This is a genomic window from Thiorhodococcus drewsii AZ1 (assembly GCF_000224065.1).
GTDB classification, from domain to species: domain Bacteria; phylum Pseudomonadota; class Gammaproteobacteria; order Chromatiales; family Chromatiaceae; genus Imhoffiella; species Imhoffiella drewsii.
On sequence record NZ_AFWT01000001.1, the window covers coordinates 249,243 to 268,000 of the forward strand.

The window sequence follows — 18,758 nt, forward strand, 5'->3', positions numbered from 1 at the left end:
GATGGCGGGGACGATGCCGTGCGGTCCGGCAACGATATGTCCCGCGATCCCGATCATCTGGGATGCGCGTCCGTCTGCTTTCCTGCGCCAGCATGACCCGGATCAGGTTCGAAGGGTCTTCTCTCAGCCCTGTATCGGTGCGCCTTCTCGCGAAAGGGTCGGCTGAACGTGGAATGTTCCGCCACCGACCATCCGCTGATGGCGGGTCGACACGGACACCCCCAGCAGTATGACGAGTTTTGAAACTAGCGAAAGGAGGCGGCGATTTCAACCGCAAATCGAGGCGTGTGATTTGCGAAACGGCAACGTGCACATCATGATGGGTTTGGGTGTGGCATGACACTGACACAGGTTACCAAGGACATGAAACCGCCAGAGCAAGCGCAACCAGAGACGGCCATCCTCTTTCTGGGCATCGATTCCCAGCTCCTGCAGGAGCTGAAGCCCATGCTCGAGCCCAAGGGGCTGAGCCTGACGGACGTCGACGATCCAGAGGGTCTAGCCGCCCTGCGCGCCCGGATATCGCCGAGCGTTCTCGTCGTCGATCTTCCGTTCATCGGCGGGACCGAGAGACTTCCCGGCCTGATCTCCGGGTTGGTTTCGGAAGAAGGAGCCTGCCCGGTCGTGCTCTGTCTCTCCCGCCGCGAGCGTGGCGACGACACCTTGGAGCGCCGTTTGGCGGCCTTGCGCGCCGGGGCCGACAGTTATCTGCCGCTGCCGGCTTCCTCGCGTCGACTGGCCGACCGCATCGTGCGCCTGAGTGGTGTCTTCGACAGCCGCCGATATCGGATCTTGGTTGTCGAGCCTCAAGCCGATCAAGCGAAGAATATCGCGATCACCATCGCTGGCGCGGGCATGGACGTGCTGGTAGTTGAGGATCCCATGAAGACCCTGGATCGGCTCCAGGCATTCCGGCCCAATCTGATTCTCATGAGTCAGGACATGCCAGCTGTCTCCGGGGCTGAACTGGCGGCCATCATCCGCGATCATGATATGTTTTTTGGGTTGCCTATCCTCTTTTTCTCCGCTGAGGACAATCTGTCGGGACAGTTGGATGCGCTTCGGGCGGGGGGCGATGGCTTCATTCCCAAACCGGTTCGTCGTCACCAACTGATCGCTGCGATCGAGCAGCGCGTGCGCGGATCTCGCTGGTTCCACGATCGGCGCACCCTAGAGAACCGGCGCGAAAGCACCAAGGGGTTTCTGCCGCGCGATGTCTTTTTGCGCTATCTGGAGGTCTTCGTCGACTCGGGGAAGGTCGCGCGGGATGGTGTCGGGCTGGTGGTTTTGGGGCTCGATCAGCATGCGCGGGCCTTGGAGCGCCTGGGTATCGGCGGCTTCGAGCGCCTGCTGCGGCAGATGGAGGTGATGATCGCCCAGTGCATGGGACCCGATGAGGTTGCGGCTCGGCTGGACGAGCACCGTTACGGCGTACTCGCCTCGCGTCAGCAGCTCTCGGAGATCGAGTCCTTCGCCTCGGAGCTTTGCGCGCGCCTGTCCGAGGGGCTGGGGTTTCGCGGTGGCTCGAAGCTGACGGGTGTGACCGTCAGTATCGGCGTGGGGTTGCCGACGCCACCGCTGGAGGATGCGGGGACCTTACTCGCACGTGCCGAACAGGCGCTGAAGTGGGCCGATGAGGCCGGTGGCAACCAGTTTCGGTTGTGGTCGTCCACGGGCGGGCAGGACGAGGTGCCTGGAGGCTTCGGGGTGATTCGGCGATTGGTCAATGCCGCGCTCAATCACGATGGTCTCCTGCTGCTGCATCAACCCTTGGTTCCGGTCGCCAAACAGGGCGAAGAATTCTACGAGGCCCAGTTACGGCTCAAGACCCTGGATGGTGAGCTGGTGACGCCCACGGGGTTTCTCGCCTCGGCCGAGCGCGGTGGTCTGATGGTGCGGATCGATCGTTGGGTGCTGGCTCAGGCGCTGGAGGTGATGAACCAGCATCGCGCCAGTCATCCCCGTATGCGCTTGCTGGTTCATCAGTCGGTCGAGACGCTGACCGCTCCAGACTGGTTTCCCTGGTTCCGCGAGCAGATCGTGCAGCGCAATCTGGTGCAGCTCTATCCAGTGCTTCAGTTCCAACTCGCCGATGTACGCCAGAATCGCTTGGAGGCCAAGTCGCTCATGGATCGACTGGGAACCTATGGCATCCATGCCTGTGTTGCCAACGTCATGGGCTCGCGGGAGGATCTCGCGCTCCTGCCGGGGCTTGGGGTCAAGTACGCCAAGCTCTCGATGCAAGTGCTCGCGCGGGGCGATCAATCCGAGCTGATGGGGCTCATTCAGGGGCTGCAAGAGCGCGGGGTGATCGTCATTGTGGCCGGTATCGACGATAAGGAGAGCCTGGAGCGTGTCTGGACCTGTCGCCCGGACTTCATCCAGGGTAGCTTCATTCAGTTGCCGGGGGCGGATCTGAATTTCGACTTCAGGCGAGCGACCGCCGAGGTTTGAGGATCGATTCCATGGATAGATCCATGATTCTCGACGGAACGGACGCCACCTCAGCGGCGCACACGGGACGGCTGGTCCTGACGCCTTCCGATCCGCATGTCTGTCCCCATGCCCCACTGTTGATCGAGGCGTTGGTCGAGGAGGGCTTCATCGGCGAACGCTTGGGCGATGAAGGGGGCGCGTCCTTTCGCACCGGGCCGGGATTCCTGAGTCTGGTGGCCTTTACCGGCTGCGCGGTTCAGATCCGCGATGTGCCGGGCTCACGAGGGCCCTTCTGTCACGTCCGCATCTCGTCCGCCTTCGAACATCCGCGTCTGCTGTACGGGCGCAATACGCGTGCACCGCGCTGCAATGCGTGTCGGCATCGATTGGGCGATTGGCGCGATCATGTGAGGCATTGGATGTCCCATGCGCATGCGGGCGTGACCTGTCCGAGTTGCAGGGAAACGCGTCCGCCTTGGCTGTGGGATTGGAAGCAGCAGGGTGGATTCGGACGGTTCTTCGTCCTGATCGAGGAGGTGTTCCCGGGAGAGGCGACTCCCTCCCATGCGTTGCTCGACGTCCTGACCCGCGCGAGCGGGATGGGCTGGCGTCACTTCTATGTGCAGGATTAGGCCGCCAGCCGCCAGCCGCCAGCCGCCAGCACTATAATCTAGCTGGTAGCTGGTAGCTGGTAGCTGGTAGCTGGTAGCTGGTAGCTGGTAGCTGGTAGCTGGTAGCTGGTAGCTGGTAGCTGGTAGCTGGTAGCTGGTAGCTGGTAGCTGGTAGCTGGTAGCTACATCAACCCCGTTCGTTCAGCCATTTGCCGATGGCGGGGGTGACTTCCTTCTGGGCCTTGCCGCTGACGTAGATGCCGATGTGCCCGCCGGGGAAGGCGAGTTCGGTGTAGTCCTTGGAGCTGATCAGAGACTTGAGCGGTTTGGATGCATCCGGCGGAACCAGGTGGTCCTGGAGCGCATAGATATTGAGCACCGGGCAGGTGATGTTTTTGAGGTTCACCTCCTGTCCGCCCAGCATGACGCCGCCTTCGATGAAGCCGTTCTTCTGGTAGAAATCCTTGGTGAACTGGCGGAAGGTCTCGCCGGCCTGATCCGGGCTGTCGAAGATCCACTTTTCCATGCGCAGGAAATTCTTCACCTTGTCCGGGTCGTCCAGCAGATCGACCATGTTGACGTACTTCTGGCCGGTCAGGCTGAAGGGCTTGAGCGACAGGAAGGTCCAGTTCAGCAATTCGCCCGGGATATTGCCCATGGTGTCGACGGCCAGATCGACGTCGATGTTCTGCACCCAGGAGGACAGCATGTTGTCCGGGGTCTGGAAGTCCACTGGCGTGACCATGGTCACCAGGTTGTTCACCTTCTCCGGGTGCATGGAGGTGTACATGAGGCTGAAGGCACCACCCTGGCAGATGCCGAGGATGTTGACTTTGTCGACGTCGTGCGTCTCGCGCAGATGGTCGACGCAGCGGTCGATATAGCCGTTGATGTAGTCGTCCAGGGTCAGGGCGCTGTCGGCCTGATCCGGATAACCCCAATCGATCAGATAGACATCCTGGCCTGTTGCGAGCAACCCCTTGATGGTGGAGCGGTTCTCCTGGATGTCGGTCATGTAGGGGCGGTTGACCAAGGCGTAGACGATCAGCAGGGGCGTTTCCTGCGTTTCGACGCCCTCGGGGGTCTCGTAGCGATAGAGGACTAGCTTGTCCTCGCTATAGACGGCTTGCTTAGGGCTGACTCCGGTGTCGATGGCCTCTGCGTTCAGCAGGTTCTCCATGCCCTGCCCGAGCTTGCGGCTGTAGTCGAACATCTCCTGGGCGAGCCTGTCCGGTCGGATATCGATGGGTAACATGTGTGTGGTCCTCGCGGTGTTCGTCTCTGTTGCGGTGCCGGATATCGCCATTCAGCTCATTCGCTGGGCGTCGTCTTGGCGGTCGTCTTGCGGCGCGTGGTCGTCTTGGTGGCCGGGGCCGTGCTTTTGAGCGCCGTGGCCGGCTTTGCGGTTGCCACCTTCGCGGGCGTCTTGCCGGCGAGTGCGTCGACCTGCTTCTCCAGCGCCCGCAGTCCCTGGGACAGCCGCTTGTTTTCGCGACGGGTCTCCTGGAGACGATCCTGGAGGGTGCGTACCTCGCTGCGGGTGGGCATGTTCATGGCGCCGAGGTTCTCATCGACGATGAGCGCGAGGCGCTTCTTGAGGGCCATCTGAGCATTGACCAGGCGTCCGTGGATCCGGGCGTACTCCGGGGTTGCGACCTCGTCGGCGTAGACGGATTCGCAGCAGCTCACCCAGTTGTCATAGAGTGCGCGGGCCGAGTCGATGGTCTTGCCGCTGTCGACGACGCCTTGGATGTAGTCGCCCATGCGCTCGACCGATTTCATGCCGAGCTTGGAGTAGAAGGCGCTGTATTCCTGGAGCGCGGACTGATACTCCATGGAGCTACGCATCAGCTCTTGATATTGGCCCTGTTCCTCGCGAGTGTAGCCGAGTCCGGGCGCGGAGAGCGCGCGGTCCAGATTGCCCTTGAAGCTCTCGTGCGGCATGTTGCGCAGCATGTCGCCAGGCATCGGCGACATGGAGGACACCATGCGCTGCCAGTTGTCGAGCGGCATCTCCCAGAAGGACATCATGCGCTGTAGCGTGTTATCGCCGTCGTTCAGATTGCCCGAGAAACGCTGTTGCATGTCTTCCAGGGCCTTGGTCCAGAAGGTCATGCCGTTGGTGGCGGAGCCGTCGTTGGACTGGGTCGAGAAGGTCTCCGCCATGCGGAAGAACGTCTTGCCTTGCTCCATCATCTTCTCCATGAACGACTTGGAGAGGTCGGGGGCTGCGGGGGCGAAGGCCTTCCACCAATGGTCGAGCGCACCCTCCCAGGGCGCGGTCATCTTGGCTTCGCCGTCGAGCCCCATCGCTTTGCGGCTCATGTCGGACCAACTGTCCCAATACTTGCGCTGGAGATCCATCCAGTCGTTGTTGAAAAAGCTGTCATTGCTCATGCTTTTGCCCTCCTCGGGTTGGTATTGTGCAGACGTTAGCATGCCGATTTGTGCACTGCAACAAAGGTGCGTAGAATCCCGTTCAAATAGGCTTCGATCTATACTCGACCACTCCCCAATGATGCCAGAGAGGACATGCTTAACATGAGCGAGAACATCGTCATCGTCGATGCTGGACGCACCGCAATCGGAACCTTCGGAGGTTCCTTGTCGTCCCTTCCCGCGACCGAGCTGGGTACCACTGTGCTCAAGGCGCTGCTGGCGCGTACTGGAATTGCGCCCGACCAGATCGACGAGGTTATCCTCGGTCAGGTGCTGACTGCGGGTGTCGGCCAGAATCCCGCTCGACAGACGACCCTCAAGGCCGGTTTGCCACATGCGGTTCCGGCCATGACCATCAACAAGGTCTGCGGCAGCGGTCTCAAGGCCGTTCATCTGGCGATGCAGGCGGTCGCCTGTGGGGATGCCGACATCGTCATCGCCGGCGGCCAGGAGTGCATGAGCCAGTCCAGTCATGTGTTGCCCCGCTCGCGCGATGGTCAGCGCATGGGCGACTGGAAGATGGTGGACACCATGATTGTCGACGGCCTCTGGGATGCCTTCAATCAGTATCACATGGGTGTTACGGCTGAGAACATCGCCAAGCAATTCGGCTTCACCCGCGAGGCCCAGGATACCTTCGCCGCCGAGTCCCAGCAGAAGGCCGAGGCTGCGATCAAGGCCGGTCGCTTCAAGGATGAGATCGTTCCCGTCTCCATTCCGCAGCGCAAGGGCGATCCGCTGGTGGTCGACACCGACGAATTCCCGCGCGCCGGGACCACGGCCGCGGGTCTGGGCAAGCTGCGTCCGGCCTTCGACAAGGAGGGCACCGTGACTGCGGGCAATGCCTCCGGCATCAACGATGGCGCCGCCATGGTGGTGGTGATGAAGGAGTCCAAGGCGAAGGAGCTGGGTCTCAAGCCGATGGCGCGTATCGTCGCGTTCGCCAGCGCCGGCGTGGACCCAGCTATCATGGGCACCGGTCCCATCCCGGCCTCCACCAAGTGCCTTGAGAAGGCGGGCTGGACGCCGGCCGATCTGGACCTGATCGAGGCCAACGAGGCGTTCGCCGCTCAGGCCATGTCGGTCAACAAGGAGATGGGTTGGGATCTGAGCAAGGTGAACGTCAATGGCGGCGCCATCTCGCTCGGTCACCCGATCGGTGCCTCCGGCGCTCGCGTGCTGGTGACCCTGCTCCACGAGATGCAGCACCGCGATGCAAAGAAGGGTCTCGCGACCCTTTGTATCGGTGGTGGCCAGGGCGTCGCCCTCGCCGTCGAGCGTCTCTGATCGCGGTGGTGGCGCGCCGAGTCATCGGCGCGCCACTCGTCGCCTTGCGTCACGAACGCGCCTCGTCGGCGACCGCCGACGAGGCGCGTTCGTGAGTGGAGTACACTTGCATCATTCCTCGCCCACGCAGACCCAGGTGCCCATGAACAGCGAGCGCATCATCAAGAAGTATCCGAACCGCCGCCTCTATGACACCGAGGTCAGTCGTTACATCACGCTGTCCGACGTGCGCGAGCTCGTCATGGGGCGTGTCAGCTTCAAGGTGGTCGATACCGCCAACGACAACGACATCACCCGCTCGATTTTGCTGCAGATCATGCTGGAGGAGGAGGCCGGCGGCGAGCCGCTGTTCAGTGCCTCCATGCTGGCGCAGATCATCCGTTTTTACGGCGGCACGCTGCAGGGGATCTTCGCTCGCTATCTTGAAACCTCGCTCAATCTCTTCGCCAAGCAGCAGCAAGAGGTGACTCAGGCCTGGACCGATACCCCGTTCGACACCGTGACGCGTCTGACCCAGAAGAACGTCGAGATCTGGGCCGAACTCCAGGACGATCTCCTGCGTGCCGCTGGATTCGGTCTTTCAGGCGAGCGCAAAAAGAAGGATGAGGATCCGTCCTGATCTGAGCCCTTCGGTTCATCCGTGACGTTTTGACTGCGTTCAGCCAAAAATGAGCTGCATCCGGGGCCAGCCCCGGAGCCATTGGCAACCGCGATCTCCGTGTGAACAGATCGGCGCTCGGCGTTTCCTCTTGGTCGTCAGGGCGATGCGTGCAAGGTTGGTACGGTGCTGGCCCGTTCTTTCCTTCACGCCATCTGAGTGTCCTCGACCAAGGCGGCGAGCTGATTGATTTCCTGCACCGACAGCACCCGCGCCTGGTCGAGCACGATCACGAAGCGGTCTTGGGACTTCCACATGCCCTGGATGAAATCGACCCGGATCTTGGCGCCGAACTTCGGTGGCGGTTCCAGGTCGCTCGCCGGGATATCGCTGACGGCGTTGACGCCATCGACCACGATGCCCATGTCCTGTACGCCCGTCTCCTCATGCAGTTCAACGATGACCACGCAGGTGCGCTCGCCGATGACGGTGGGGGGCTCGCCGAAGCGCGCTGCCAGATCGATCACCGGCACCACCCTTCCGCGCAGGTTGATCACTCCTCGAATGAACTCCGGCATGCCAGGGATAGGGGTCACACTGCCGTATTCGATGATCTCTTTGACCCCGAGCAGGGGGATGGCGAATGGTTCTCCGCGCAGATTGAAGATGAGGTACTGAGCCTTCTCCTGTCCGCTCTCGGTTGAGGTTTCACGTGTCATGAGCGCCTCTCAGAACGGGATGAATTCTTCATTGCCCGATTTGTGCTCGTCCGCTCCGACGCGCAACGCGGGGGCGGATGCGGTCGAAGCCCTTGTTGGAGCCGGTTTCGTCACCATCGCGTGCGTGCCCGCGACCTGGAAGAAGTCCATCAGCTCTTGCAACTGCTTGGCTTGACCGGTCATCTCTTCGGCTGTGGCGGCCAGCTCCTCGCTTCCAGAGGCGGTGCTTTGGGTCGCCTGATTGACCTGGCTGACTGCACTGTTGATTTGGGACACTCCAGTCGTTTGCTCGTTGCTGGCCGCCGCGATTTCCTGGACCAGATCGGCCGTCTTGATGATGGAGGGAACCATCTCATCCAAGAGTTTTCCGGCACGCTCGGCACGGTCCACGCTGCTGCCGGCCAGATCGCCGATCTCCTGAGCCGCACTTTGGGAGCGCTCGGCCAGGTTGCGCACCTCCGCCGCGACCACCGCAAATCCCTTGCCGTGCTCGCCCGCGCGGGCCGCCTCGATGGCCGCGTTGAAGGCCAGCAGATTGGTCTTGTAGGCGATGTCGTCGATGATCTTGATCTTGACCGCAATCTCGCGCATTGCCTGCACGGTATCGCGCACCGCCGTGCCGCCTTCCTCCGCCTCCCGCGCGGCCTGGGTCGCGATTCCATTGGTGATCTGGGCGTTTTCGGTGTTCTGGGCAATCGAGGCCGACATCTCTTCGACCGACGCCGAGGTTTCTTCCATGCTGGCGGCCTGTTCGGACGCCCCTTGCGAGAGGCTCTGCGAGGTTGCGGATACCTGCCCCGCCGCGCTGTTGAGGGCGTCGGCCGAGGTGCGGACCTGACCGATGGTCTCACCCAATTTGTTCACGGTGGTGTTGAGCGCGTTTTTGAGCTCCTCGAAGTCGCCCTGATAGCGCGCATTGATGGTCTGGCTCAGATCGCCCTCCGACATTGCCCCTAGCACGCGCCGGATTTCAGTGATCGGAAGGACGAAGGACTCCATCGTTTCGTTGATGCCTTGAACCATGGCGCGGAAGTCGCCTTGATGGACCTCTGCGTCTGCGCGCGCGCTCAAGCGTCCCTCGGCCACGGCTTGATTCAGCAGCCGGGTGTCGGCGGTCATGGCTCGCAGACTGCTCTGCACCGTCTTTAGCGCCGCCAATAGGCTGGCGTTGTCATTCTCCCGCGTCTTCAACTCCTGCGACAGATCGCCCACCGCGAAGCGCTGGGCGACTGCTGCGGCCTCAGACGGATCGGCGCCGAGCTGTCGCATCAGGCTGCGCACGATGACGACGCCGATGATAATACCGAGCAGGGCCGCGATCAGGATGGCACCTATGATCCAGTTCCTGGCCTGCGCGTACATGACGTCGCCGTTCTCGCTGGCGGCGTTGCCTCCGGCGATGTTCAGTTCCACCAGCTTTTCCAGAGTGGCCGAGTAGGCGTCGAACAGCGATCGGGATTCGCCGTTCATGATGGCCATCGCCTCTTCGGTCCGCATGGCGCGCGACAGAGGAATCATGCGCGCGTTGGCATCCATGTAGGCGTCGAACTGATTTGCGAACGAGTCGTAGAGCGCTCGCTCCTCTTCGGAGGAAATGAGCTTGGCATAGGCGTCGCGATCCTTGAGCAGGGACGCCTTAATGTCGCTCATCTGCTTTTCGAGGTCGTCGAGCTGGGTCGAATTCTCCGAGATCACGTGCATGAGTTCGGCGATGCGGAAATCCGAGGTCTTGGTGTTCATCGACTGGATATAGCGGATGCTGGGCATCCAGTTGACGGTGATTTCGGTGGAAGCCTCGTTGACCTTGCCCATTTGGAGGATGGCAAATCCCCCCGTGGCGGCCGTCAGCAGAATGAGTAGGCCAAAGCCGATCGCGAGTTTGGTGCGTAGTTTCATCGTCTTGAACATGGGGCTTTCCATTCCTCTAAAAGGCGCTGAATCAAAGCGTGTTTTGGGAGTCTGTTCGTGGTCCCGTTCTTGTCTTGCTGCCGGCTAGGTCAGGTGTTTGCTGTCCCGTCAGCCTGTTTGCGTTTCGACGCGCGTCGTCGTTACCTAATCACCTCAAAGCGGCCGTGAGATGGCCACTCGTCGCTTCCCTGCGCTCCGCCTGATCGACCAAGACGGGTACATCCAGAATCAGGCCGACCTGTCCGACATCCAGGACGGTGCAGCCACTGATCCACTTGAGCGCGGAGAACACCTCTCCCAGCGGTTTGATCACGGTCTGCAATTCGCCCAACAGCCTGTCGACCACCAGGCCGGCCTTCTTGCCCGCGTAGCTCACCACCACCACGCTCTGGCGCGCGGGCGTCTCCGTGGTGTCGCGCAGCAGGTCTCGCAGACGCAGGAATGGCAGAACCTCTCCCCGCAGATCCAGATAGTCCCGCCGCCCCACCTCGCCGAGCTCCATGCATTCCTCCACCGTATCCAGAGGCACCACGTAGCGTGCGTCGCCCACGGACACCAGGAACCCGTCGATGATGGCCAGGGTGAGCGGCATGCGCAGACGCACCGTCGCACCCTGTCCGGGCCGGTTTTCGAGTTCGACCGTTCCACGCAGGTCCTCGATGGTGCGCTTGACCACGTCCATGCCCACGCCACGTCCGGAGAGGTTGGAAACCTGCTCGGCGGTGGAGAATCCTGGGGCGAAGATCAGCTGGAAGACATCCTGATCCGAGAGTCCGTCGGCGCTGTCGATGAGTCCGCGCTCGATCGCCTTGTTCGCAATGCGTTGTCGGTCGAGGCCGCGCCCGTCGTCCGAGAGTTCGATGAGGATGCTGCCGTTTTCGTGATGGGCGTTGAGCTGCAGGCGTCCCAGTGGATTCTTCCCAGCCGCCTGGCGCTCCTCCGGGGACTCGATGGCGTGATCGATGGCGTTGCGCACCAGATGGGTGAGCGGATCTCCGATGCGGTCGACCACGGTTTTGTCGAGTTCCGTCTCGCCGCCGCTGATGACCAGTTCGATGTGTTTGCCCAGCTCTTGCGACAGGTCATGGACCACCCGCTGGAAACGGCTGAAGGTGCCGCCGATCGGTACCATGCGCAGACCGAGGGCGGCGTCCCGCACCTCTTCGATGAAGCGGGAGCTGGTGGCGACCGCTTCCTGCAGGGCGCGGTCGTTGGAGTGGCTGGCCCTGAGCGTGGTCACGGTGCTCGAGATCACCAGTTCGCCCACCAGATCGACCAGGCGGTCCAGCTTGTCGGCCTCCACCCTCACGTAGCGCTCTCCGGCGGTTCGACCGGCATGCATCTGTCGGCCCAGCGCCGCATTCACCGCCTCGCGCGGGGCGAGTCCTTGTTCGACCAGAATGTCGCCGAGCGGCTTGGCCGGCGAGTCGATCACCTGGATCCCCATGGCGGCAGCCAGTTCATGGCGGGTCAGCACCCCGGTGCTCACCAGGATTTCGCCGAGCTTGTCGTGGCCCTCGGGCAGCGCCTGGATTAGTTCTGCCCATTGCGCCGGCTTGCTGCCGGGGGGGATCAGGTGGACCTGGCTGCTCTCGCGGATGAACTCGAAGGCGGAGTCGATCTCCTGCTTGTCAGCCTCGGTCTTGAGGTCGATCTCGAATCCCAGATAGCAGCTCGTGGGATCCATCCGCTCGGCGTGTGGAAGGGCGTCATCAAGCGTGGTGACGCTGATCAGCTCGCCGAGCGTGCCGAGGTAGCGCAGGATGGACAGCGGGTCCATGCCGTCGCGGAAGAGTTCTTGGCCGCAGCGTAGTGAGATGTGCCAGGCATCGTCGCTGGTGCGGTTGTCGCCAGGAGCGCCGCCGAGCCACGCGTGCAGCTGTGCGGTGAGGGCGTCTCCTTGGGCCAGAAGATCGGCAGGTGCATCCTCGTCCAGCGTGCTGTGCACCAAGGCTGCGATATGGTCGTGGCATCGCAGCAGTAAGGTCACCAGTGTGGCGTCAATCGGTTGTTGGCCTGAGCGCACCGCTTCGAGCAGGGTCTCTACCTCATGGGCGAAGGCGACCACTGCGTCCAGCCCGAACATGCCGCTCGATCCCTTGATGGTATGAGCGCTGCGAAAGATCGCGTCGATCAGATCGGGATCCTCTCGCCCTGCCTCGAGCGCCAGCAAGGCGCGTTCCATCTCCTCCAGAAGTTCTTGGCTCTCGACAGTGTAGGTTTGCAGGGCTGCGGTCAGGTCCAGGGTCATGACGGCTCCTCGGCCAGATGGGACAGGCCGCACAGGTGCAGGATGTCGGTGACAGCATCGCTCGGAGCGGTCAGGCGGGTGCCGGCGTCGCGATGGATGAGCATCAAGAGCTGTAGGCCAGATCCGTCACATTCCGTGACGCCCGAGAGATCGAGTGTGACTCCGGGCTGGGCCAGCAGGCGTTCCTTCACCTCGTCCACCTCGTAGATGGTCAGCGGTCCGCTTAGATGCAGCCGATGGTGTTCGTCGTCTTCTAGGATACTCATCACGTTCCCTTTTTAAGATGGCCTCAATTCGCCTGGGAAGCATGCGAACTTTCGGCCTGGTCGCTGATGTGCGATCCGAGATCTGGGGTATGGCTTGTCGGGTGGTTGCGGTGGCCAGAATGTGTTTTCAGCCGCCGATCTATCCGTGATTTTTGGTCATGTTTCGTGTTCGTCCATTGTGGATAAAAATTTGGGTGTGTGCCGAAATCGCGACGGTAATTCCATTGGGGGAGGACTTGGTGTTTGGGCGGTCGGTCATCAAGACCCCTGTTGGTGGAGCAGGCCATGGCGGGTCATAATCGTCGGACGCAAAAGGCCTGTTCGACTGGGGGGTGTTGGGCGTGGATACCGTTGCCGTGATCGATTTCGAGACGACTGGACTGTCGCCAGCGCGGGGTGATCGACCGACCGAGATCGCGGCGGTTCTGGTGGCGGAGGGGCGGATCGTCGACCGCTATCAAAGTCTCATGAACGCGGGGCTTTTTGTGCCGCCTTTCATCGAGCGTCTGACCGGTATTTCGACCGCCATGCTGCGCCGTGCGCCACCGGTCGAGCAGGTGATGGCCGAAGTGGCCGATTTCGTCGGCACGGTTCCGCTCGTCGCGCACAATGCTGCATTCGACAGCAAGTTCTGGGATGCCGAGCTGAGCCGGCTCGGCCGTCAGCGCAGTCAGTCATTCGTCTGTACCCTGCTGTTGGCGCGGCGGGTTCTGCCTCGGGCGCCGAGTTACAAGCTCGGCGCCCTCGTCGACTCATTCGGTCTGCCCGCTGCGGAGCCCGCTCACCGGGCGCTGGCCGATGCGGAAATGGCCTCCCACCTGATGCTTCGTCTGGAGCAGGAACTGATCGAGCAGTTTCAGTGCGCTGCGGTGACGCACGACTTGCTGAGACGGATCCAGCGCATGCCCAAGAGTCAGTTGCAGACCCGTTTGGCCGGAGAGGGCAGGGGGCTGCCGATTCGCGCAGAGCTTTAGCGGCCGGGCACGGAGGTGCCATGAATGATGACGCACATCCTAAGGTCTCCTCGTCGAGACAGTCAGACGTCTTTACTGAGCGATGGTCGTCTTCATCATGGTTGGGAATGCCTTGATTCGGATCCTTATATTTTGGTAGCTCAATGAAAAAAATTGCGAAATCGCTGTTGACTCGGCTGGTCTAGACGAATATTGTGCAACGCAACATTGCTGCACTGCACAAACCACGGAGAGATTGCGATGAGCACCAACGATAGCATCAAGACCATGAACGATTTGACCAACAAGACCGTTGAGCGCTTGACCAGCCTGGGCGAGCTGAACGTGCGCATCTTCGAGAAGATGGCTAGCCGCCAGATGGATGTCGTGAACCTGTACATGGATCACTCCATGCGCATCATGAACCTGGCTACCGAGTCCAAGGGTTACAACGACTTCTTCAAGGGCCAGGTCGAGGCGACCAAGGAATTGAGCGAGCGCGTGATGGCTGAGGGTAAGACCACCATGCAATTGGCCAATGAGGCTCGTGATGACTACCGCGCTTGGTTCGAGAAGAACCTGGCCGAGGTCAGCTCTGACCTGCAGAAGAGTGTTCCTGCGAACGCTTAAGTCAGTCGTGGTACCGACGTCCAGGGACGGACTGTCATTTGCAATGACTCCTGTTGACAGGAATCATTGCAAATGGATGAGGGGCTTCACCCTGTGTAGGGGTGGTAGTAAGGTACAGCTCTCGTCGTTTCAATCGTAAACGGTATCTTCTGGAGGAATTGCATGGCTCGCATCGCTCTCGTCACTGGTGGCATCGGCGGTCTCGGTACCGCGATTTGCACGCGCCTCGCGAAGGAAGGCTGCACTGTTGTGGCGAATCATCATCCGTCGGAGGCCGAGGCCGCCGAAGCTTGGAAGAAAGAGCGGGCTGCTGAGGGCGTCGACGTTGCGACCATCGCCGCTGACGTTTCCTCCTACGAGGATTGCGTCCGCATGATCCAAGAGATCAGCGAGCAGCAGGGACCGGTCGACATCCTGGTGAACTGCGCGGGAATCACGCGCGACAAGACTTTCAAGAAGATGGAAGCAGCGCATTGGCAGGCTGTGATCAACGTCAACCTCAGTAGTGTGTTCAACGTCACACGTCCGGTTTGGGAGGGGATGTTGGAGCGCGGTTTTGGGCGTATCATCAACATCTCTTCCGTCAATGGGCAGCGCGGGCAGTTCGGCCAGGCCAACTACTCGGCAGCCAAGGCGGGTATGCATGGCTTTACCATGGCCCTCGCTCAAGAAGGCGCGGCCAAGGGCATCACGGTGAACACCGTCTCTCCGGGCTACACTGATACGGCCATGACCTTGGCGATGGACGACAAGGTCCGTAACAGCATCATCAGTGGCATCCCGATGCGTCGCATGGCTCAGCCGAGCGAAATCGCGGCTGCGATCGCCTTCCTGGTGAGCGATGACGCGGCTTACGTGACGGGTGCGAACCTGCCCGTCAACGGCGGTCTCTTCATGCACTGATTTGCCGGTCGGTCAGTCCCTGAGGCTGGCCACCAACAGAACGTTTTTTCGAGTCCTCCTCGTCTCTCTCATCATGAGACGTTTCCAGCCCGGCTCCCCGCCGGGCTTTTTTTTGCTTTTGTTTTGCCCGAGATTCCGAAGATGATCGAATCCCATGATTTGGTCGCCTATTGCGACCGTCTGCTCGATGCCGGACGTTTCTCCGACTACGCCCCCAATGGCCTGCAGGTCGAGGGGAATCGTCCGATACGCTCTCTCGTGACTGGCGTGACCGCGAGCGCCGCGCTCATCGACGCCGCTATCCAAGAGGGCGCGGATGCCATCCTGGTGCATCATGGTTGGTTCTGGAAGAATGAGAATCCCTGCTTGACTGGAATCAAGGGGCGGCGCGCACGTGCCATACTGGAGGCCGGGATCACTCTGCTGGCCTACCATCTTCCGCTCGATGCCCATGCTGAACTTGGCAACAATGCGCGGCTTGCGGTCGAGCTCGACATCCGTGGTGCGGAACCATCGGGAGTTGGTAACGGTCTAGTGTGGGTTGGTCGGCTATCCGCTCCCATGACCGCCGAGTCGTTCGCCAGCAAAGTGACGCAACGGTTGGGGCGGGAGGTCGTGATGGTCGGTCGACGCTCGGGGCAACTCGAGCGAATCGCATGGTGCTCCGGCGGGGGGCAGGGATATCTGGAGCAGGCGGTCGCCTTGGGGGCTGACGTCTTCTTGAGCGGCGAACTCTCTGAGCAGACCGCGCATGTGGCGCGCGAGTCGGATGTCTGTTATCTCGCCGCCGGTCATCACGCTACGGAGCGTTACGGTGTTCAGGCGCTCGGTACACATCTAGCCGAGCATTTTGGTCTGCGGCATCGTTACATCGAGATCGATAATCCAGCTTGATTGGCCACGGTAATAGCCTATAGACCTACAGTTTTTAGGTTTTTCCCTTGACCTATCCTGCTGGAATCGAAGAGAATGCGCGGTCGATTTTATAGTCAGTCGTCATATTCTCAACCCTTTCCACCTGAACGTTTCATCCAAGCTGCGTGGGGTGCTTGCCTGGGATGCCTTGGGCAGTGCTCGCATCAGCCGGGGGATATTGGCCTATGAGCGCGCAAGGCGTGAATACAAGTAGGCGACGAGTGCTCGTCGCCGCGACCAGCGTGGTCGGTGCCGTGGGTGCCGGTTACGCGCTCGTACCGTTCGTCGCATCAATGAACCCGAGCGCCCGTGCTCGGGCAGCCGGTGCGCCGGTTGAGGCGGACATCAGTAAACTGGAGCCGGGGGCGCTGCTGCGCGTCAAGTGGCGCGGCAAGCCGGTCTGGGTGGTGCACCGTACGCCAGAGATGATCGATGCGTTGCCGAGCAACGATCCCAGACTGGTCGACCCCACGTCCGAAGTGGATCACCAGCCGTCCTATTGCAAGAACCCCTCGCGCTCGATCAAGCCAGAATATCTGGTGGCCATCGGTATCTGTACCCATTTGGGCTGTTCGCCGACCTACCGTCCCGAGTTCGCTCCCGATGATCTCGGACCCGAATGGAAGGGTGGCTTCCACTGCCCCTGCCATGGTTCGCGTTTCGATCTGGCGGCTCGCGTGTTCAAGAACGTGCCGGCACCGACCAACCTCTGGATTCCGAAGCACGTCTATCTCAACGATAACACCATCCTCATTGGTGAAGATCGAGGAACGGCCTGATGAGTGCTGAAAAGACCGAAAACCTCAGTTGGATCGACAAGCGATTCCCGCTCACGGAGACCTGGCGCGCCCACCTCTCCGAATATTTCGCTCCGAAGAACCTCAACTTCTGGTCCTTCTTCGGCTCGCTGGCCATCCTGACGCTCGTCATGCAGATCGTCACCGGTATCTGGCTGGCCATGAACTACAAGCCGGATGCGACCCTCGCCTTCGCATCGGTCGAATACATCATGCGTGATGTCGACTGGGGCTGGCTGATCCGCTACATGCACTCCACCGGTGCCTCGGCCTTCTTCATCGTCATCTATATGCACATGTTCCGTGCCTTGCTGTGGGGTTCCTACCGCAAGCCACGCGAGCTTTTGTGGATGATCGGTGTGGTCATCTATCTGGCGATGATGGCAACCGCCTTCTTCGGCTATCTGCTGCCCTGGGGGCAGATGTCCTACTGGGGGGCGCAGGTTATCGTCAACCTCTTTGCCGCAGTGCCGGTGATCGGCGATGACCTCTCGGTCTGGGTGCGTGGCGACTACGTGATCTCCGACGCGACCCTGAACCGCTTCTTCGCGTTCCACTTCCTGCTGCCCTTCGTGCTCGTCGGTCTGGTGTTCCTGCACATTGTCGCGCTGCACCACGTCGGTTCGAACAACCCCGACGGTATCGAGATCAAGCAAGGTCCGAAAGGCAACCGCTGGAGCGACAAGGCCCCGGCCGATGGCATTCCCTTCCATCCCTACTACACCGTCAAGGATCTGATGGGCGTCGTGGTCTTCCTGGCGCTGTTCTCGGTGGTCATGTTCTTCATGCCAACCTTTGGCGGCATCTTCCTCGAAGCTCCGAACTTCCAGCCTGCCAACCCGATGCAGACCCCGCCGCACATCGCGCCGGTCTGGTACTTCACGCCCTTCTACGCCATGTTGCGTGCGATTCCGCCGATGTGGAACTCCCAGTTCCCGGGCGTCGTCGTCATGTTTGGCGCGATCCTGATCCTGTTCGCGTTGCCTTGGCTCGATCGCAGCCCAGCGAAGTCGATGCGTTACAAGGGGCCGATTTTCAAGGTGGCTACCGCCGTCTTCGCCGTGTCCTTTGTGATGTTGGCCTGGCTGGGTATGCAGCCTGCATCGGACTTCTATACCCTGCTTTCGCAGATCTTTACTGGGCTGTACTTCGCCTTCTTCCTCTTGATGCCGATCTATAGCTCGATCGATAAGACCAAGCCCGTCCCAGAGAGGGTGACCTCATGAGAAAAGTGATCATCGCCGCCCTGTTGCTCTTGGCTCCGGGCTTGTTGCTGGCTTCAGAGACCGCTCACCTCGAGAATGCCGACATCGATCTGCGCGATCAGGCCTCGTTGCAGCGTGGCGCGAAATATTTTGTCAACTACTGCATGGGCTGCCATTCGCTGCAGTACATGCGCTACAACCGTCTGGCAAAGGACTTGGGGATCGACACGGTCTCGCTGCGTGAGAATCTGCTCTTCGGCGACGCCAAGGCGGGCGACCTCATGACCAAGTCCATGCGTGACGAGGACGCACTCAAGTGGTTTGGCGTGGTTCCGCCGGATCTGACGCTGGTCACCCGCTGGCGCTCTCCGGATTGGGTCTACACCTATCTGAAGAGCTTCTACTTGGACGATACCCGTCCGTACGGCGTGAACAACGTCCTCTTCCCTCTGGTCGGTATGCCCGATGTGCTGGGCGATCTCCAGGGCAAGCAGGAGGCCATCATGTCTCCGCCGCACGAGCCGGGTGGCGAGCCCATGGTGACCGGCGTCAAGCTGATCGAGCAGGGTTCGCTGTCGCCTGAGGAGTTTGACTCCATGGTGCGGGACATTACCGCCTTCCTGACCTACGCGGGAGAGCCGATCCAGCTCGAACGTCAGCGTCTGGGCTTCTATGTCCTGCTGTTCCTTGGTCTGCTCTTCATCCCTGCGTATCTCCTGAAGAAGGAATTCTGGAGAGACGTTCACTGATTGGATGAGCCCTGACACGGCCCTTGTTTCGGCAAGGGCCGTTGTGTGTGTGCCGACCTTTTTTCAGCGTTTGATCCTGGTATTTCCGCAT

17 protein-coding genes and 1 riboswitch are annotated in these 18,758 nt (G+C 61.0%); of the genes, 11 read left to right on the forward strand and 6 right to left on the reverse strand.

Annotated features, from left to right (window positions below):
• Positions 1–62 precede the first annotated feature (62 nt).
• Positions 63–233, reverse strand: a riboswitch (TPP riboswitch).
• Between the two features lie 103 nt (positions 234–336).
• On the forward strand, positions 337–2,454 hold the full coding sequence (locus THIDRDRAFT_RS01065) for an EAL domain-containing response regulator (protein ID WP_007038929.1): 2,118 nt from the start codon (positions 337–339) through the stop codon (positions 2,452–2,454).
• Positions 2,455–2,465: 11 nt separating this feature from the next.
• Positions 2,466–3,068: a hypothetical protein gene (locus THIDRDRAFT_RS01070; RefSeq protein WP_007038930.1), complete on the forward strand. Its 603-nt coding sequence runs from the start codon at positions 2,466–2,468 to the stop codon at positions 3,066–3,068.
• Between the two features lie 166 nt (positions 3,069–3,234).
• Here the strand turns inward: THIDRDRAFT_RS01070 and THIDRDRAFT_RS01075 are convergent, their stop codons facing one another.
• Together THIDRDRAFT_RS01075 and phaE are read right to left on the reverse strand one after the other, a co-directional pair.
• On the reverse strand, positions 3,235–4,302 hold the full coding sequence (locus THIDRDRAFT_RS01075; RefSeq protein ID WP_007038931.1) for a class III poly(R)-hydroxyalkanoic acid synthase subunit PhaC: 1,068 nt from the start codon (positions 4,300–4,302) through the stop codon (positions 3,235–3,237).
• 56 nt (positions 4,303–4,358) lie between these two features.
• On the reverse strand, positions 4,359–5,444 hold the full coding sequence (gene phaE, locus THIDRDRAFT_RS01080; protein WP_007038932.1) for a class III poly(R)-hydroxyalkanoic acid synthase subunit PhaE: 1,086 nt from the start codon (positions 5,442–5,444) through the stop codon (positions 4,359–4,361).
• A gap of 144 nt (positions 5,445–5,588) precedes the next feature.
• Here phaE and THIDRDRAFT_RS01085 point away from each other — a divergent pair, with 144 nt between their 5' ends.
• Positions 5,589–6,773 carry an acetyl-CoA C-acetyltransferase gene (locus THIDRDRAFT_RS01085; RefSeq protein WP_007038933.1) on the forward strand — a complete coding sequence of 395 codons (1,185 nt, stop codon included), beginning with the start codon at positions 5,589–5,591 and terminating at the stop codon, positions 6,771–6,773.
• Positions 6,774–6,915: 142 nt separating this feature from the next.
• On the forward strand, positions 6,916–7,392 hold the full coding sequence (gene phaR, locus THIDRDRAFT_RS01090) for a polyhydroxyalkanoate synthesis repressor PhaR (protein WP_007038934.1): 477 nt from the start codon (positions 6,916–6,918) through the stop codon (positions 7,390–7,392).
• Between the two features lie 185 nt (positions 7,393–7,577).
• Here the strand turns inward: phaR and THIDRDRAFT_RS01095 are convergent, their stop codons facing one another.
• The 4 genes from THIDRDRAFT_RS01095 to THIDRDRAFT_RS01110 all read right to left on the reverse strand — a co-directional run bounded on the left by THIDRDRAFT_RS01095 (position 7,578) and on the right by THIDRDRAFT_RS01110 (position 12,515).
• Positions 7,578–8,090: a chemotaxis protein CheW gene (locus THIDRDRAFT_RS01095; RefSeq protein WP_007038935.1), complete on the reverse strand. Its 513-nt coding sequence runs from the start codon at positions 8,088–8,090 to the stop codon at positions 7,578–7,580.
• A 9-nt stretch (positions 8,091–8,099) separates the two neighbouring features.
• Positions 8,100–9,998 carry a methyl-accepting chemotaxis protein gene (locus THIDRDRAFT_RS01100; protein WP_007038936.1) on the reverse strand — a complete coding sequence of 633 codons (1,899 nt, stop codon included), beginning with the start codon at positions 9,996–9,998 and terminating at the stop codon, positions 8,100–8,102.
• Positions 9,999–10,146: 148 nt separating this feature from the next.
• Complete coding sequence (locus THIDRDRAFT_RS01105) at positions 10,147–12,249, reverse strand: chemotaxis protein CheA (protein ID WP_007038937.1); 2,103 nt, start codon at positions 12,247–12,249, stop codon at positions 10,147–10,149.
• Positions 12,246–12,515 carry an STAS domain-containing protein gene (locus tag THIDRDRAFT_RS01110; RefSeq protein WP_007038938.1) on the reverse strand — a complete coding sequence of 90 codons (270 nt, stop codon included), beginning with the start codon at positions 12,513–12,515 and terminating at the stop codon, positions 12,246–12,248. Before THIDRDRAFT_RS01110 ends, THIDRDRAFT_RS01105 begins: the two co-directional genes overlap by 4 nt.
• Before the next feature lie 341 nt (positions 12,516–12,856).
• Here THIDRDRAFT_RS01110 and THIDRDRAFT_RS01115 point away from each other — a divergent pair, with 341 nt between their 5' ends.
• The 7 genes from THIDRDRAFT_RS01115 to THIDRDRAFT_RS01145 all read left to right on the forward strand — a co-directional run bounded on the left by THIDRDRAFT_RS01115 (position 12,857) and on the right by THIDRDRAFT_RS01145 (position 18,667).
• Positions 12,857–13,489 (forward strand): 3'-5' exonuclease, encoded by a 633-nt coding sequence (locus THIDRDRAFT_RS01115; RefSeq protein WP_040843596.1) that lies wholly within the window; start codon positions 12,857–12,859, stop codon positions 13,487–13,489.
• A gap of 240 nt (positions 13,490–13,729) precedes the next feature.
• Positions 13,730–14,098, forward strand: coding sequence for a phasin family protein (locus THIDRDRAFT_RS01120; protein WP_007038940.1), 369 nt, complete (start codon positions 13,730–13,732; stop codon positions 14,096–14,098).
• A 162-nt stretch (positions 14,099–14,260) separates the two neighbouring features.
• The gene (gene phbB, locus THIDRDRAFT_RS01125) at positions 14,261–15,001 is read left to right on the forward strand and encodes a beta-ketoacyl-ACP reductase (protein WP_007038941.1); all 741 of its coding nucleotides are present in this window, start codon (positions 14,261–14,263) and stop codon (positions 14,999–15,001) included.
• A 141-nt stretch (positions 15,002–15,142) separates the two neighbouring features.
• The gene (locus tag THIDRDRAFT_RS01130; RefSeq protein WP_007038942.1) at positions 15,143–15,895 is read left to right on the forward strand and encodes a Nif3-like dinuclear metal center hexameric protein; all 753 of its coding nucleotides are present in this window, start codon (positions 15,143–15,145) and stop codon (positions 15,893–15,895) included.
• 206 nt (positions 15,896–16,101) lie between these two features.
• Positions 16,102–16,695, forward strand: a complete 594-nt coding sequence (gene petA / locus THIDRDRAFT_RS01135) for a ubiquinol-cytochrome c reductase iron-sulfur subunit (protein ID WP_007038943.1) — start codon at positions 16,102–16,104, stop codon at positions 16,693–16,695.
• Complete coding sequence (locus THIDRDRAFT_RS01140; RefSeq protein WP_007038944.1) at positions 16,695–17,939, forward strand: cytochrome b; 1,245 nt, start codon at positions 16,695–16,697, stop codon at positions 17,937–17,939. The genes petA and THIDRDRAFT_RS01140 overlap by 1 nt, the downstream gene beginning before the upstream one ends.
• A complete protein-coding gene (locus THIDRDRAFT_RS01145; RefSeq protein WP_007038945.1) occupies positions 17,936–18,667 on the forward strand; it encodes a cytochrome c1 in 732 nt (243 codons plus the stop codon). The genes THIDRDRAFT_RS01140 and THIDRDRAFT_RS01145 overlap by 4 nt, the downstream gene beginning before the upstream one ends.
• The last annotated feature ends 91 nt before the right edge of the window (positions 18,668–18,758 follow it).

Coding starts and splice junctions, on each gene's coding strand:
- THIDRDRAFT_RS01065 (WP_007038929.1), top strand. CDS start 337: ATGACACTGACACAGGTTACCAAGGACATGAAACCGCCAGAGCAAGCG.
- THIDRDRAFT_RS01070 (WP_007038930.1), top strand. CDS start 2,466: ATGGATAGATCCATGATTCTCGACGGAACGGACGCCACCTCAGCGGCG.
- THIDRDRAFT_RS01075 (WP_007038931.1), bottom strand. CDS start 4,302: ATGTTACCCATCGATATCCGACCGGACAGGCTCGCCCAGGAGATGTTC.
- phaE (WP_007038932.1), bottom strand. CDS start 5,444: ATGAGCAATGACAGCTTTTTCAACAACGACTGGATGGATCTCCAGCGC.
- THIDRDRAFT_RS01085 (WP_007038933.1), top strand. CDS start 5,589: ATGAGCGAGAACATCGTCATCGTCGATGCTGGACGCACCGCAATCGGA.
- phaR (WP_007038934.1), top strand. CDS start 6,916: ATGAACAGCGAGCGCATCATCAAGAAGTATCCGAACCGCCGCCTCTAT.
- THIDRDRAFT_RS01095 (WP_007038935.1), bottom strand. CDS start 8,090: ATGACACGTGAAACCTCAACCGAGAGCGGACAGGAGAAGGCTCAGTAC.
- THIDRDRAFT_RS01100 (WP_007038936.1), bottom strand. CDS start 9,998: ATGTTCAAGACGATGAAACTACGCACCAAACTCGCGATCGGCTTTGGC.
- THIDRDRAFT_RS01105 (WP_007038937.1), bottom strand. CDS start 12,249: ATGACCCTGGACCTGACCGCAGCCCTGCAAACCTACACTGTCGAGAGC.
- THIDRDRAFT_RS01110 (WP_007038938.1), bottom strand. CDS start 12,515: ATGAGTATCCTAGAAGACGACGAACACCATCGGCTGCATCTAAGCGGA.
- THIDRDRAFT_RS01120 (WP_007038940.1), top strand. CDS start 13,730: ATGAGCACCAACGATAGCATCAAGACCATGAACGATTTGACCAACAAG.
- phbB (WP_007038941.1), top strand. CDS start 14,261: ATGGCTCGCATCGCTCTCGTCACTGGTGGCATCGGCGGTCTCGGTACC.
- THIDRDRAFT_RS01130 (WP_007038942.1), top strand. CDS start 15,143: ATGATCGAATCCCATGATTTGGTCGCCTATTGCGACCGTCTGCTCGAT.
- petA (WP_007038943.1), top strand. CDS start 16,102: ATGAGCGCGCAAGGCGTGAATACAAGTAGGCGACGAGTGCTCGTCGCC.
- THIDRDRAFT_RS01140 (WP_007038944.1), top strand. CDS start 16,695: ATGAGTGCTGAAAAGACCGAAAACCTCAGTTGGATCGACAAGCGATTC.
- THIDRDRAFT_RS01145 (WP_007038945.1), top strand. CDS start 17,936: ATGAGAAAAGTGATCATCGCCGCCCTGTTGCTCTTGGCTCCGGGCTTG.